14 protein-coding genes are annotated in these 14,881 nt (G+C 70.4%); all 14 read right to left on the bottom strand.

The genetic code is table 11. The features are described from left to right. Window positions 1-3: 3 nt before the first annotated feature. Entirely contained in the window at window positions 4-1,113 is a 1,110-nt protein-coding gene (locus tag AB0I77_RS13990) for an acyl-CoA dehydrogenase family protein (RefSeq protein WP_363282769.1), read from the bottom strand. Window positions 1,114-1,238: 125 nt separating this feature from the next. After that, entirely contained in the window at window positions 1,239-2,456 is a 1,218-nt protein-coding gene (locus AB0I77_RS13985; RefSeq protein WP_363282767.1) for an amidohydrolase family protein, read from the bottom strand. Beyond that, entirely contained in the window at window positions 2,453-3,910 is a 1,458-nt protein-coding gene (locus AB0I77_RS13980) for an ATP-binding protein (RefSeq protein ID WP_363282766.1), read from the bottom strand. The genes AB0I77_RS13985 and AB0I77_RS13980 overlap by 4 nt, the downstream gene beginning before the upstream one ends. A 30-nt stretch (window positions 3,911-3,940) precedes the next feature. Next, entirely contained in the window at window positions 3,941-4,543 is a 603-nt protein-coding gene (locus AB0I77_RS13975) for a response regulator (RefSeq protein ID WP_363282765.1), read from the bottom strand. Between the two features lies 1 nt (window position 4,544). Continuing rightward, window positions 4,545-4,805 (bottom strand): hypothetical protein, encoded by a 261-nt coding sequence (locus AB0I77_RS13970; RefSeq protein WP_363282764.1) that lies wholly within the window; start codon window positions 4,803-4,805, stop codon window positions 4,545-4,547. Further along, window positions 4,802-5,230 carry a nuclear transport factor 2 family protein gene (locus AB0I77_RS13965; protein WP_363282763.1) on the bottom strand — a complete coding sequence of 143 codons (429 nt, stop codon included), beginning with the start codon at window positions 5,228-5,230 and terminating at the stop codon, window positions 4,802-4,804. Before AB0I77_RS13965 ends, AB0I77_RS13970 begins: the two co-directional genes overlap by 4 nt. Further along, complete coding sequence (locus tag AB0I77_RS13960; protein WP_363282762.1) at window positions 5,227-6,063, bottom strand: ATP-binding cassette domain-containing protein; 837 nt, start codon at window positions 6,061-6,063, stop codon at window positions 5,227-5,229. Before AB0I77_RS13960 ends, AB0I77_RS13965 begins: the two co-directional genes overlap by 4 nt. Further along, complete coding sequence (locus AB0I77_RS13955) at window positions 6,060-7,805, bottom strand: dipeptide/oligopeptide/nickel ABC transporter permease/ATP-binding protein (RefSeq protein WP_363282760.1); 1,746 nt, start codon at window positions 7,803-7,805, stop codon at window positions 6,060-6,062. The genes AB0I77_RS13960 and AB0I77_RS13955 overlap by 4 nt, the downstream gene beginning before the upstream one ends. Then, entirely contained in the window at window positions 7,802-8,743 is a 942-nt protein-coding gene (locus AB0I77_RS13950) for an ABC transporter permease (RefSeq protein ID WP_363282759.1), read from the bottom strand. The genes AB0I77_RS13955 and AB0I77_RS13950 overlap by 4 nt, the downstream gene beginning before the upstream one ends. A 39-nt stretch (window positions 8,744-8,782) precedes the next feature. Further along, window positions 8,783-10,288 (bottom strand): ABC transporter substrate-binding protein, encoded by a 1,506-nt coding sequence (locus AB0I77_RS13945; protein ID WP_363282758.1) that lies wholly within the window; start codon window positions 10,286-10,288, stop codon window positions 8,783-8,785. A gap of 294 nt (window positions 10,289-10,582) precedes the next feature. After that, window positions 10,583-11,470: a sugar phosphate isomerase/epimerase gene (locus AB0I77_RS13940; RefSeq protein WP_363282757.1), complete on the bottom strand. Its 888-nt coding sequence runs from the start codon at window positions 11,468-11,470 to the stop codon at window positions 10,583-10,585. Then, entirely contained in the window at window positions 11,467-12,606 is a 1,140-nt protein-coding gene (locus AB0I77_RS13935) for a Gfo/Idh/MocA family oxidoreductase (protein WP_363282756.1), read from the bottom strand. The genes AB0I77_RS13940 and AB0I77_RS13935 overlap by 4 nt, the downstream gene beginning before the upstream one ends. Before the next feature lie 35 nt (window positions 12,607-12,641). After that, window positions 12,642-13,562, bottom strand: coding sequence for a sugar phosphate isomerase/epimerase (locus AB0I77_RS13930; protein ID WP_363282755.1), 921 nt, complete (start codon window positions 13,560-13,562; stop codon window positions 12,642-12,644). After that, entirely contained in the window at window positions 13,559-14,710 is a 1,152-nt protein-coding gene (locus tag AB0I77_RS13925; protein WP_363282754.1) for a Gfo/Idh/MocA family oxidoreductase, read from the bottom strand. Before AB0I77_RS13925 ends, AB0I77_RS13930 begins: the two co-directional genes overlap by 4 nt. Between the last annotated feature and the right edge of the window lie 171 nt (window positions 14,711-14,881).

Genomic DNA, 14,881 nt, shown 5'->3' with positions numbered 1-14,881 from the left:
CTGTCAGAGGTAGCCGGGGAAGGGCGGCACGCCCATGAGGACCGCGCCGGCGCCGTCGTACATGCCCTCCTGGAGGAAGGCGTGCTGCGGTGGGACCGAGGCGTCGCGCAGGTGGCGCTCCAGAGGGCTGCCGGTGGCGATGGCGGCTATGCCGCCGAGCTGGTAGGCGCCCCGGACGACCTCGAAGGAGATCTTGGCGAGGTGTGCGGAGGACAGCCGCAGCAGGCTGGCCTGTTCGGGGGTCGCGGGATCGCCTGCCTCCACCGTCTCCCAGACCTCCTCCGTGGCCTCGTAGAAGAAGGCGCGTGCGGACCGGAGTTGGGCCTCCGCCTGGCCGACCGCGATGCGGTAGGTGGCACGTTCGGCGGGCTTGGGGGCACCGGTGTAGCCCGAGCGGCCCCCCTGGGCAATGACGTGGTCCAGCGCGGCACGGGCCACACCGAGGCCGACAACGGCCAGGACCTGGGCGGCGTAGGGAACGGTCGGATAGCGGTACAGCGGTTCGTCGACGGTGGGTTCGCCGCCGCGGACGAACGTCCATTCCTCGGGCACGATCGCGCCGTCGACCACCAGGTCGTGGCTACCGGTGCCGCGCATGCCGATGACGTCCCAGTTCTCGGCGATCTCCACCTGCTCGGGCCGCAGCACGGCGGTACGGGGCCGGCCCGTCCTGTCCTCGCCCGCCTTGATACCGACGCCCAGGACGTCCGCGCCCTTGCAACCGCTCGCGAACTTCCAGCGGCCCGAGATCCGGTAGCCGCCGTCGACGCGTTCCGCGGGCTGTACGGGGAAGAGGCCGCCGGCGAAGGCCACATCGGGCCCGTCCCCGTACAGTTCGGCCTGTGTCCGGAGGGGAAGCGCCGCCAGATAGACGGCGGACGACCCGAAGCTCGCGACCCAGCCGGCCGAACCGTCGACCGACGATATCCGCTCGACGAGACGCAGGAACTCCGCGGGCGCCAGGGCGTCTCCGCCGAAACGCTTCGGAACACCGGCGCGATAGATTCCGGCCCGCTTGAATTCGGCGATCACATCCGACGGAACATGCTGTTTCTCCTCGAATTCGGCGCGCCGCGCGGCCACCACTTCCAGGACTCGATCGATTTGCGTCATAAGGATTCTCCTCGCACTGCCGGAAGACGGTCCGCGGTGCCTGGCACCACGTTATGCGCGGTAATCGGGCTGCTGCCATTGGGACTTGACCGCATCGGGTAGGTGAATTCCCCTACCGGACGCGGTCACAGGAGGTTCTTCCGTACGACGCCCGACTGCGCGACGAGGAGAATGTTCTCCGGTCGCCCGAGTACGGCGATGTCGTGCACCGGATTCCCGTCGACCACCACGAAATCGGCCTCCTTTCCGGCCTCCAGGGAGCCGAGCCGGTCGTCGAGACGCAGCAGCCGGGCGGCGTTCAGGGTGCCGGCCGTGATGGCGTCGAGCGGGTCCATGCCGAGTTCCACGAGGTAGGAAAGTTCGAGCAGGTTGCGAGCGTGCGGGACGACACCCGCGTCCGTCCCGAGCGCGATGGGAACGCGCCGGCGGATCGCGTGCGCGATGTTCTCCTTGCTGATCCCCGACCACCGGGACTTCTTGCGGTAGTGGTGTTCGGCCATGGCGTCCGGGTCGAGCGGGGCGAATACCGTGGACAGGGTGGGGACGAGGAACGTGCCCTGGGCCAGGGCCAGATCGCACAGTTCGTCGGTCATCCCGTAGCCGTGCTCGATGCTGGTGACACCGGCCTGCAGGGCGTTGCGGATGCCCGCGGTGCCCTGGGCGTGCACGGCGACCGGCTTGCCCCGGTGCCGTGCCGCCTCGTCGACGACGGCCCGCAGCTCCTCACGGGTCAGCCCCTCGTCGTCCGGGTCGTCGTGGGGGCTGCCCATGCCTCCGGTGGCGCATACCTTGACGACGTCCGCTCCCGCGCGCAGCACGCGCCGGGTGGCGATCCGGGCCTCCTCGGCCGTGTCGGCGATCTCGCCCAGATGCGGGGCCGCGTCGACTCCGCCGGGCAGCGAGCAGTCGGCGTGTCCGCCGGTGTGGCTGATCACCTTCACGGCGACCTGCAGGCGCGGGCCGTCGATCAGGCCGCGCTCGACGGCGGTCCGGTAGCCGGCGGGTATGCCGCCGAGGTCGCGCAGCGTCGTCACGCCCGCGTGCAGGGTGGCGCGCAGCCGCTCGGCGATCTCGAACGTCTGGACCGTCGGATCGTCGGTCAGGCCCGACAGGAGCGCTCGCCCAGGGGTCATGCACAGGTGCGCGTGCGCGTCGATGAAGCCGGGCAGCACCGTCCGGCCCCCCAGATCCACGGTGGTCGCGCCGGGCGTGGGCGGCGGCGCGCCGGCCGCGGGGCCCGCATGGACGATGCGTCCGTCGTCGTCGACGACGAGCATCGCGTCGGCCACGGGGGCCGCTCCGGTGCCGTCGACGAGAACGGCGTGCTGGTATCGGGTGGTCATGACAGTTCCGTTCGGGTCGGGTCCTGCGGGTGTCGGGCGGCCGGCAGCGCGAAGCGGAAGACCGCGCCGCGTGGCTCGTTCGCCTGTACGTCGATGCGTCCGCCGTGGCGGGTGACGATGCGGTGGCTGAGGGCGAGGCCGATGCCGCTGCCGTTCGCCTTGGCGGTGAAGACGCCGTCGCAGATCCGCTCGTCGGGTGGCGGGCCGTGTCCCCGGTCCCGGACGGCGAGTTCGGCGCAGCCGTCCTCGGCCCGCCGGGTGACGATCTCCACTCGGCGCTCCGGTCGCGGGCAACGGGCCATCTCGTCCACCGCGTTGAAAGCGAGGTTCATGACGACCTGCCCGATGAGCACGTGCTCGCACACGACCGGGAGCGGCTCGGTGGTGAGGTCGAAGTCGACGTCCACCTGGTGTTCCTGGGCCCGCAGTCCGATGAAGTACGCGCAGTCCCGCACGATCGCGTTGAGATCGGTCGGCCGGGCGACCTGTTCCAGGCGGCCGACATAGGCGCGCAGGCTGCCCAGGATCCGCCGGGCCCGCTCGATCTGCCGTACGGCGTTGTCCAGCCCCCAGGCCACGGACGCGTCGCGGGTGCCGGTGTCCCGGTCGAGCCGGCCGCGGGCGCCCTCGACGAAGTTGTACGCGGCCGCCAGCGGCTGGCTCACCTCGTGGGCGATGGCCATCGCCATGTCCCCCATGGCGTTGTAGCGGGCCAGGTGGTCGACGTGCTGGGTGTCGCGGCGGTGCTGCTCCTCCTCGCGGACCCGGTCGGTGATGTCGTAGAAGAGGAGCATCCGGCCTCGCAGGTCGCTCTCGATCTCGATGTGCTGGCAGGTCGCGGCGTACCAGCTCGGTTCGCGGCCCGGCGCCGCGAACCGGTAGCGGCCCTCGTGCTCGGGTACCGGCCCGTCGCAGCAGTAGGCGGTGAAGTCCGCGCCGTCCAGTCCCCGGCCGAGCAGCCGGACGGCCGACTCGCTGGCGAAGAGGACGCGGTGCGTGTCGTCGAGGACCACGATCCCCTCGGCCAGGCCGCTGAGGAAGGCGCGCAGTCTGCTCTCGGTGCGCCGCAGGTCCTGTCGCACCGCCTTCTCCTCGGCGATGTCCCGGAACTGGACCATCACCGCGGTGCGGGTGGAGAGTTCGACGCGGATCGCGATCGCCTCGGTGAGGATCTCCTCACCGTTCTTGGCTCGATAGCACCACTCGGTGGCGCTGACGCCGTGTTCCACGGCCTGGCGCAGCCAGCGGTGGCCGAGTTCCCGGCTGTACTGGCGGGCGTTCTTGCTCATGTCCGGGGCCTTGAGCGGCTTCAGCTCGTCGAGCGGCCGGCCGAGCAGTTCGCAGGCCGCCGGGTTGGCCCAGAGGATCTCGAAGGTGTGGGCGTCGTGAAGCAGTACGCAGTATTTCAGGGCCCGGGCCAGTGCCCGGAAGTCCGAGGGGGCGAGGTCGTCCACGGGCGTTCTCCTAGTCACCGGGCCTCCAGGTCACCGGACCTCCAGCCGGAGTACGTCGCGGACCAGGGCGGCGATGCTCTCGGCTTCGGTCTTCTCCCTGATCCGGGCCCGGTGGACGTCGACGGTCTTGGTGCTGATGCCGAGCCGCCCGGCGATCTGTTTGTTGGGGACCCCCTCGACGGACAGCGCGAGGACTTCCCTCTCGCGTGCGGTCAGTGAGTCGAGCTTGGCGCGCAGGCCGGCCTGTCGCGTCTCGCGCGCGAAGCGCTCGCGGGCCGTGCGCCGGGCGTTCTGCACGACGTCGAGCAGGTGCTGGGGGTCGTAGGGCTTCTCCAGGAAGTCGACGGCGCCGCCTTGTAGCGCGCGCACGGACATCCGGATGTCGCCGTGCGCGGAGACGAACACGACCGGCAGCGGCGCCCCCGTCTCGTTCAGCAGTTCCTGGACGTCGAAGCCGCTGAGTTCGGGCATCCGGACGTCGAGGACCAGACAGGCCGGACGTCCGCGGTCGTAGGAACGCAGAAAGGTCCGCGCGTCCCGGAAGCGCTCCGAGCGGATACCGACCGACTCCAGGAGCCAGGCGAGCGACTCGCTCAGCTCTTCGTCGTCGTCCAGGATGTAGACGAGGCACATCTCAGTCGCCCCAGGACGCCTGTGCGGTCCAGTACTCGCTCCCGTCGGCGCTGACCCCGTGCCGCCAGTCGCTGGTGCGGCGCAGGGCGGGCTCGACGCGGGCGGTCGCCCTGTCGGCGCCGTCGGGGCCGTCCTCGTCGACGGTCCAGTGCACCCAGTTGACCTCGCGGCCCGTGCTGTCGTGGGTGAACAGGTCCACGTGGTGCCAGCCGTAGCGGTGGGTGTCGGCGTAGCAGGTCAGGAGCATCGTGCGGTCGTTCATCGCTCCTCCGTCAGCGGTGCGCTGAACAGTCGTTCGGTACGGAAGGCGGAGATACGGGCCCGGTCCGGGTCGAGCCGGAAGGTCACGTCGAGCTGGGCGACCATGACCTCCGTGTCCCCCGACTCGTAGCGTGAGAGCTGTTGCATCGGCCAGCTCCCGTGCACCGTGGAACCCGTGGCGTCGAGCGTGCCGGGGAGGAGCAGGTGCACGTTCGTGCGGAAGTGGGGGTTGGGCGGGAGATACGCCGACAGCATCGCGACGATCGCCTCGCGGCCCTCGGTTCGTCCGAACCGCTCCCCGTAGGCGGCGCCGCCGCCCTCCCAGACGGCGTCCTCGGTGAACAGCTCCTCCAACTCGCCCTGCGCACGCCTGGGGACGTCGCACAGGGCGAGGTAGCGGGTGAGGGTGTCCAGGGCGCCGGTCACGAGGCGGCCGACTTCAGCCGTTCCGCCCGGCGCCCAGCCTGGCGCTCCGGGTCCGGTACCGGGGCGGCGAGCAACAGCCGTTTGGTGTAGGGATGTTCCGGGCGCTCGGTGACCTGGGCGGCGTCGCCCGTCTCCACGATCTCGCCGCGGTACAGCACGGCCACCCGATGGCTGATGTGCCGTACGACGGACAGGTCGTGGGTGACGAAGAGGTACGCCACCCCGGTCGCCTCCTGGATCTCGATGAACAGGTCGAGCACCCGGGCCTGGGTCGTCAGATCGAGGGCGCTGACCGGTTCGTCGCAGACGATCAGCCTGGGGTCCCGGCACAGGGCGCGGGCGATGGCGATGCGCTGGCGCTGGCCGCCGGAGAACTCGCGGGGCAGTCGGTGGGCCGCGTCCGGGGGAAGGTAGACGTGATCCAGCAGTTCCTGTACGCGGCGTTCCGCCTCTGCGCGGGCGACACCGGTGACGAGCAGCGGCTCGGTGAGGATGTCCATGACCGTCATCGCCGGGTTCAACGAGGTGAAGGGGTCCTGGAAGACGACCTGGATGTCCTTGCTCAGAGCTCGGCGTTCCCGCTTGCCGAGCCGGGAGACGGGCCGTCCCGCGTAGCGGATCTCGCCGCCGGTGACGGGAGCGAGGCCCAGGACGGCCCGCCCCAGGGTCGTCTTGCCGGAGCCGGACTCGCCGACCAGGCCGAGCGTCTCACCGGGCGCGATGGACAGCGAGACCTCGTGCAGCACGCGGAAGGGCTTCTGGCGCCGGCCTTTGCCGGGGTACTCCACGACGACGTCGTCGAGTTCGAGGAGCGGGGAGGCCTCGGACGTCATGACGTCACCTCCTTCAGGGGCTGGGCGGGAGCGGGCAGTTCACCACGTGCCGGGCCGCCTTCGAGTGTCGAGTCGAGCAGCATCCGTGTGTAGGGGTGCTCCGGTGCCGCGAAGATCTGCCCGGCCGGCGCGGTCTCCACGATGCGGCCGTGCTGCATCACGGCGACCCGGTCGCAGATGTCGGCCACCACACCGAAGTCGTGGGTGACGAGGATCATGCCCATCTCGCGTTCCTGCTGGAACGAGCGCATCAGGTCGAGCACCTCGGCCTGGACGGTGACGTCGAGCGCGGTGGTGGGTTCGTCGGCGATCAGCAGCCGTGGGTCGCAGGAGACGGCGCCGGCGATGAGGACCCGCTGGGCCATGCCGCCGGAGATCTGGTGCGGGTAGGACCGGAACACCCGTTCCGGGTCCGGGATGCCGACCCGGGCGAGGAGTTCGAGGGCCTTGGTGCGGGCCTCGGCCCGGGACAGCCCCAGGTGCCCCCGCATGGGCTCCATCAGCTGGAACCCGATACGGAAGGAGGGATCCAGGTTGGACATGGGCTCCTGGGGGATGTACGCGATGCCGCGCCCCCGCAGGGCGTTGAGCGCCTTGAGGTCCAGCCTCAGCAACTCCGTGCCGTCGAAGACGAGTTGCTCGGCGCTCACCTCGGCCTCGTTCGGCAGCAGTCCGAGGACGGAGAACGCCGTCTGGCTCTTGCCGGAGCCGGACTCGCCCACCAGGCCGAGGACTTCGCCGCGTTCGACGGTGATGCTCACTCCGTCGACGACCCTCTTCTCGCCGTAGGCGACCCGCAGACCGGACACCGTGAGGAGGCGGTCCGGAGTGGGCGCGGAGGCCGTGCCCGCCTTGCGCCCCACCGGTGTGCGGCGTTTGGCCGTCCGGGGCTCGGCCGGGCCCAGTGCGTCCCGCACCGCGTTGCCCAGGAGGCTCGACGCGAGGATGGTCAGGCCCATCGCCACACCGGGCCAGACCAGCAGCACGGGCGCGTTGTAGACGTTGGTGAAGGCGTCGCCCAGCATCGCGCCCCAGCTGGCCTGGGACGCCTTGCCCAGCCCGAGGAAGGCGAGGCCCGCCTGGATGCCGATCGCCACGGCGAACACCTGGGTCGCCTGGATGACGGACGGCGCGATGACCACCGGCAGGATGTGCCGGCGCATGATCCGCGCGTCGCCGAGCCCGGAGACGCGGGCGGCGTCGACGTACAGTTCCTCGCGCACCGCGAGCACCGAGGCCCGGATGAGGCGGAAGACCATCGGGGACATGATGACGCCGAGGACGATCATGGCGACATTCAGGTCCTGTGAGACGGCCGCCATGACCACGAGCATCACGATGATCGCGGGTACGGCCATGACGACATTGGTGATCCAGCCGGCCGTCGCGTCGAACCAGCCCCGGTAGAAGCCGCTGACCAGTCCGAGCGGGCCGCCCACCGCGAAGGCGACGAGGACGGCGAGGGTGCCGCCCACGAGACTGGTGCGGCCGCCGTACAGCAGCCGGGACAGCACGTCCCGGCCGACGCCGTCCCCGCCGAGCGGGTGGGTGCCCGACATGGGGGCGAGCGTGTCCGCGAGAACGCTGTGGTCCGGGGCGTGGCCGGTGAGCAGTGGTGCCGCGAGGCTCGCGGCGATCACCAGGGCCAGGACGACCAGGCAGACGACTGCCAGCGGGTCGCGCAGTGCCCGGCGCAGGAGGCGGTCACGCCCCGGAGCCGGAATCTGGGCCACATCGGTCATGAGACACGCACCTTGGGGTTGAGCCAGCCGTACGCGATGTCCAGCAGCAGGTTCACGGCGACGACGATCACGACGGTGACCACGACCGTGCCGAGCAGCACGGGTGCGTCACCCCGTACGGCGGCCGAGTTGGCGAGGGAGCCGATACCCGGCAGACCGAACACCTTCTCCACCACGACGGCGCCGCCGATCAGGCCGATGAACTGCAGGGCGAGCACGGTCAGGGCCGGCGGTGCCGCGTTGCGCAACGCGTGCCGGAACACGACGCTGCGGGTGGCCAGCCCGCGGCTGCGCAGGGTGCGTACGAAGTCGGCCCGAAGGACGTCGATCAGCGCGCCGCGCACCTGCATCGCGGTGGCGGCGGTCGCGCCGACGGCCAGGGACAGGGCGGGCAGGGTGATGGAGTGCAGCCAGCCGCCGGGCGAGGCGGCGAGGTCGACGTAGCCGGTGGCCGGCAGCCAGTCCAGCCGGACGGCCAGTGTGACGGCGAGGACCAGGGCGATCAGGAAGCTCGGCACCGCGGTGCCGAGCACCGAGGCGAACTGCACGAGGCGGTCCACCCAGCCGCCGCGCAGGGCCGCCACGGTGCCCAGCACCACGCTGAGCACCGCCGCGACCAGCATTCCGGCGATCACCACGGAGAGGGTGACGGGCAGGGTGTCCGTCAGGGACTGGTTCACCGGGTCGCCGGTGAACCACGAACTGCCCAGGTTTCCCCGCAGGGCCTGTTCGGCCCAGTGCCAGTAGCGCTCCACCAGAGGCTGGTCCAGTCCGAGTTCGTGGCTCTTGGCGGCCACCGCGGACCGCGAGGCCGTTTCGCCCAGTACGTTGCGGGCGACATCGGTACCAGTGAGGCTGAGCAGCAGGAATGTCGCGGTGGCCACGACGACCACCAGGACGGCGCCGGCGGCGATGCGCCGGAACAGGAAGACGAGCACGGTCGGTTCCTCCTTCCGCGTGCCGGAACGGACCGGCGACTACTTCGCCGGCGTGTAGTTGTAGATCGGCGGGTACTGGGTGCCGGGCTGCGGAGTCACCTTGACGTTCTTCGCGGTCGCGTAGGCGTTGGCGATGACACTCCAGGGGGCGTTCCACGCCTGGTCGACGACGTAGGTGTTGAGTTCCGTGAAAAGCGCGTCGCGCTCGGCCCCGGTCGTCCTGCCGATCCGGGCGACGAGGTCGTCGGCCTGGGGATCGCCGTACTTGAAGGGGTTCCAGGTCGACTTCTTCGTCAGCTGCAACTGGACCTTGTCCCAGGCCGTGGGCGCGCCGAGCTTGAAGTACGACATCGGGTACTTGCCGGACAGCATGGCGCTGAAGACCTGGTCGCCGGGCACCGTGTCCAGCCTGACCTTGATGCCGATGTCCTTGAGGGACTGGGTGAGCGCGGCCTGCTCCTGCGGGAAGTTCGCCGAGAGGTCCGGGAGGGTGACGGCGAAGCCGTTGGGGTAGCCGGCCTGTGCGAGCAGTGCCTTGGCCTTCGCCGGGTCGTAGGGGTACTTGTCGTCGAGCTCGGCCTGGTAGCCGTCCTCACCCTTGGCGAACATCTGCGTCGTGGGGGTGCCCAGGCCGGTCTTGGCCGACTTGATGATCGCCTGCCTGTCGAACGCGTGGTTCAGCGCCTGGCGCACCTTCAACTTGCCGAGGGCGGGCACCTTCTGGCCGCCTCGGTCCCAGATGTAGAGGCCCTCGATGTCGCCGGGTTGGTAGGTGACCACGTTCAGGCCCCGGCCCTGGACCGTCTTGACGCGGTTGAGGTTGAGCGTGGCGCCGTCGAGCTGGCCGGACATCAGGGCGTTGGTGCGTGCGGTCGGATCGCCGAGGTACTTGATGACGATCTTGTCGTAGGGGAAGGCCTTCGCGTTCCAGTAGTCGGGATTGCGGGCGTAGGTGTAGGTCTGCCCGGCGGTGGTGGCGCCCGTGTCCAGCTTGTACGGTCCCGAGCCGACCGGGGTCCTGGGGTTGTCCAGCGCCTTGGGGCCGGCGATCATGCCGGAGACCTGGCCGAGCGCGGGCAGCAGGGCCGCGGTGGGGTGGCTCAGCCTGATGGCGACGGTCTGGGCGTCGACGACGTCGACGCCCGCGATGTCCTGGATCTCGCCGGCGGCGCTGGCCGTGCCGCTCTTGGTGTGCAGCAGGCTCTTCCTGACCGCGTCGGCGTCGAGCGGGGTGCCGTCGGTGAACTTGACCCCCTTGCGCAGCTTCAGCGTCAGGGTCGTCTGGGCCTTGTCGTACGACCAGGACGTGGCCAGGTTGGGGGTCGGCTCCCCCTTGGTGTTCAGCCGGATCAGGGTGTCGTACACGGGCTGGTAGTACTGGGACTCGGGCCCCATGCTCGCCTTGGCCAGGTCCCACGGCGTGGCCGTGACCGACTCGGCGAGGGTGAGGGTCTTGTCGCCGCCGGCGGCCTGGGTGCCGCCGCCACAGGCCGCGACCGTCGCTGTCAGGATTCCGGCACCGACGAACGCCACTGTCTTGCGCATGTTCTCTCCACTTGTCTCAGTCCTTCGGCTCCTGTGTGTCCCCCGGGTCGCCCCGCTGCCGGCCGTGCACTGCCGGTACCACTCGTGTGTCGCGTAAGCCGGTCATGGCTAGTGCCGTGGCAGGCAACGTTTGCCCGTTAAGGAGCGCCCGCCGCGGAGCGGCTGTGTCACCGCGGTGCGTGCTCTCGGCGTGCCGGCCGGAAGTCCTCGTACTGGACGTACTTGGGCTTTCGGCCGGTGCGGCGAGAGTGCGTGCCGGGCGTCGCGACGGGGCGAACGTTGCCTGTCACGGCACTAGGCCTGCCGCTCCGTCCACTCCCCGCAGAGCCGCACGCTCTCCTCCGCCGTCGGCCGGGCGCCCCGGTCGACCTCGACGATCAGCCAGCCGTCGAAGTCGTCGGGCAGCGCGCCGACGAAGCCCTCGATGTCGGCGTTTCCGTGGCCCGGCTCCGACCACAGCCCCGCCAGTACCGTCTTGCGGTAGTCCCAGCCCGCCTCCCGCGCCTGGGCGGCGAGGCCGAGGTCCAGGTCCTTGATGTGGACGCTCGCCACCCGGTCCGCGTAGTCGCGGACGAGCTGCGCGGGGTCGGCACCCGCCCAGGCCAGATGGCCCATGTCGGGTCCGAAGCCGAGGACGGAGGCGTCGACGGTGTCGAGGATGAAACGGGTCTCCTCCTCCGTCTCGGCCCAGGTGCCCACGTGCGGGTGGAAGGCCGGGGTGATTCCCTCCGCGCGGATGATCGTGGCGATCTCGGCCAGGAGGTCCCGCACCCGTTCCAGCCGGTCACGTTCGGCGAGGTGGCCCACGGCCGGGCGGGCCACGCGTTCGGCGTCCTTGGCCATCCCCATCGCGAGGAAGACGGTGGGCACACCGAGTGCCGCGTGCTGTGCGGCCACACGGGCGGCGGTGTCGCGGAAGGTCTGCCGTTCGGTCGCGTCGTCGGTGAGACGGACCGGGATGTAGCCGGGTGCCGGGCTGATGCCGTACTCGGCGAGCCGTGCGGCGTACTCCTTCGGTGTCAGGTCGGCGGGGACGGCACTGTGCAGGGCCCTGATGCCCGCGTCGCGGATGACTTCGAGCTGCCGTTCGAGCGGCGGGGCGAGCGTGGGGTCGATCCAGCCGTCGGCGCTCGCGACCCATTGCAGGGGGTTGATGGCGAGGCGGTCCTGCCTGGGCTTCACGGTGTGCTGTCCTCTCGGTGGGTGGCAAGGGTGGTGGGGCGGGGCTCGGGACGCTCACAGCTGCTCGTCAGGTCGACGAAACGCCTCTCCCGCTGGGAGGTCTCGAAGCTCGCCAGCACCTCGAGCGTGTGGAAGGCGAACCGCGGGTTCGCACGGTGCGGGCCGCCCTCGATCGCGTCGGCGAGGTCGCGCACTCCGAGTCCGCGGCGGTGCTGTTCGGACGTGCCCACGGCGCCGAAGAGCTCGGTGACCGGAGTGAGTACCTGCCACTCCTCGTCCCCGTGGCGCTTGAGGCGCACATCACCGTCGAAGAAGTTGGGGTTGGGCAGGGCGAGGGTGCCCTCGGTGCCGTAGATCTCGATGCGCGGGAGTTCGGTGTCCCAGACGTCGAAGCTCATCAGGGTGGTGACGAGGGCTCCGGAGGCGAGGGTCAGGGTGGCCGAGGCATGGGTGGGGACCTCGACGGTGACCTCGTCGACCACGCGCCCGGGGCTGGTGACCCTGCGCGTCGGCGATCCGACACGGGTGGCCGCGGACACCTGTGCGACCGGGCCCAGACAGTTGACGAGCGCGGCCAGGTAGTAGGGGCCCATGTCGAGCACGGGGCCGCCGCCGGGGCCGTAGAAGGCGCGCGGGTCCGGGTGCCAGGTCTCGGCTCGGCTGGACCGTACGAAGGCGGTGGCGCCTACGGCCTCGCCGATGCGGCCGGTGTCGATCGCGTGCCGGGCGGTCTGCACGGCGCTGCCTAGGAAGGTGTCAGGGGCCGACCCGAGCAGCGCCGTGCTGCTCGTGGCGGCGTCGAGGACCTCGCGGGCCTCCTCGACAGTGGCCGCGAGCGGCTTCTCGACGTAGACGTGCTTGCCGTTCTCCAGCGCGGCGATGACGGTCTTGGCGTGGAACTGTGGCGGGGTGATGTTGACGACGATGTCCACGGACGGGTCCCCGAGCAGTTCGTCGCCGTCGCCCCAGGCCGGTATGCCGTACTCGGCCGCGACCTCCCGGGCGCGCGCCGTGTCGACGTCGGCCACACGGACCACTTCGAGCTCCGGGAAGAGCCTCAGGCCCTCGGCGTAGCGGCCGAAGATGTTGCCGGCGCCCAGGATCCCGATGCGGTGCCGTGCTGCTTGCCGATCCATGAATATCCCGCAATCCGTTGGAGGTTGACGATGCGTCAGGCAACGATGAGAGGCCGCAGCGTCCGGTGTGCGATCTCCAGCCCGGTCTTGACCCGGTCCTCGGAGCCGCCCCAGACGGGGTCCTCGTGCTCGACGGACAGGGTGCCGGTGAAGCCGTTCTCGTACAGGGCGTCGACGACGGCGTTCCAGTCGACGTCGCCGCGGCCCGGTACGCGGTAGCGCCACCAGCCCGTGTCCCAGGGGTCCTGGCGGCGGACCGCCTTGCCGAAGAAGCCGTAGCGGCCGACCCTGCCGGGCAGGACCTGCAGGTCCTTGGCCTGGGCGTGGACGATCCGGTCGGCGTACGGCGCGATCGTGGTGACCGGGTCGATGCCGATCCAGGTGAGGTGGGAGGGGTCCCAGTTGAGGTAGAGGCCGAGGGAGAACATCCACTCCCACAGCTCGGGCGAGTACGCCAGGTTGCCCGGGTAGCCGTCGGGGTGCCAGCCCTCCATCACACAGTTCTCGATGATGATCCGGACGCCCTTCTCCCCCGCGTACTCGACGAGTTCGGGGAAGACCTTCTCGGCCTCTTCGAGGTTCGCCGCCACCGGGCGGGTCCAGTCGCGGCCGACGAAAGTGCCCACGTAAGGGACATCGAGCAGGGCCGCCGTGTCCACGACCGCCTTGAGGTGGTCGTGGATGTCGGATCGCCGGTCCCGGTCGGGGTGGAGGTTGTTCTCGTAGTAGGCGAGGGCGGAGATACCGAGGCCATGGCGCTGCATGAGGGCCCGGGTCTCGTCGGCCGCACGGTCGCCGAAGCCGGTCACCGGGAGATGAGCCGCCTCGAAGTCGCGGCCTCCGGTGGACGGCCAGGCGGCGACCTCCAGGGCCTCGTACCCTGCCTCGCCCGCCCAGGCGGCGATCTCGGCGAGGGAGAGCCCGGGCAGGCAGGCGGTGAGCATGCCGAGTTTCATGCGGTGACCTCCGGTTCAACACGTGCGGTGGTGACGTCTGTCCAGGCGAGCGATGCCGCGGAGCTCAGTGCGGCCTCGACGATGTGGGCCGAGCGGACCCCGTCGGCACCGGTGGGCAGGCCGTCGGGCGTCGCACCACGGACGGCCGCGTAGGCGTCGGCGACGAAGGAGTTGAAGCAGTCGGCGTAGCCCTGCGCATGACCGGCGGGCAGGCGGGAGAGCCGGCGCTGCTCGGGCGAGCCGTGGTTCGGGTCCCGGAACAGCACGCGGGCTCCGTCCGGCGCGCCGAGCCAGACGGTCTCGGGGTTCTCCTGGTCGAAGACGGCGCTCGCGGCCGAACCGTCGAGCTCGAACCAGAGCCGGTTCTTGCGGCCCGCCGACACCTGGGACACCGTCAGCGTGCCAAGGACACCGTCTGCGGTACGCAGCAGTACGGTCGCGACGTCCTCGGTGCGCACCTCGACACGCGGCCCGCCGACGGCGGTGCTGAAACTCCTGTCGGTACCGGCGGGCCGGGTGGCGACCGTGGTGCCGAGTCGCGCGGACACCTCGGTGAAGCGCACTCCGGCGACCCACTCGACGAGATCGCACCAGTGCGAGCCGATGTCCGCGAACGCCCGGGAGGGGCCGCCGACGGTCGGGTCGACACGCCAGGACATGGCGTTCTGGGACAGCATCCAGTCCTGTAGGTAACTGCCGTGGATCAGCTGCCAGGCGCCGAACTCGCCGCGCAGCCGACGCTCACGGATCTCCCGGACGAGCGGGTGATAGCGGTAGACGAAGGGGACCGCGAGCATCAGGCCCGCTTCCTCGGCCCGTCGAGTCAGGCGTTCCGCTTCGGCGGCCGACGTGGCGAGCGGCTTCTCACAGATCACGTGCTTGCCCGCGGCGAGGGCTGCCTCCACCTGCCGCACGTGCAGGGCGTTGGGTGTGCAGACGTGCACCACGTCGACGCCGTCATCAGCGAGGACGGACTCGAAGTCCGGGTGACGGGCGGGCACATGCCAGGCCTTGGCGACCTGGGCGCCTCGCTCGGGGGTCGAGGCCACCACTCCGGCCAGTTCGCCGCCGGCGGCACGGATGGCGGCAACGTGCACGGCACCGATCATCCCGGTCCCCACCACTACGGCCCGGATCGAACCGGTCATCGGCGCACCTCCATCGTTCAACTTCTGCTGCGGCTGGAGAGCCGCGTTGCGCATCACCATGGTTTAGTTCGAATGAAGAGCACAAGAGGGGTTATTTAATTTTCTTTCAGGCCTAATGGAGGTAGAAATATGACCAACATGCCCACTTCATGGGTCTTTGGATCTACCTCC

This window comes from Streptomyces sp. NPDC050619, from assembly GCF_040654815.1.
Classification (GTDB): domain Bacteria; phylum Actinomycetota; class Actinomycetes; order Streptomycetales; family Streptomycetaceae; genus Streptomyces.
This window is presented reverse-complemented; position numbering and strand designations above follow the sequence as displayed.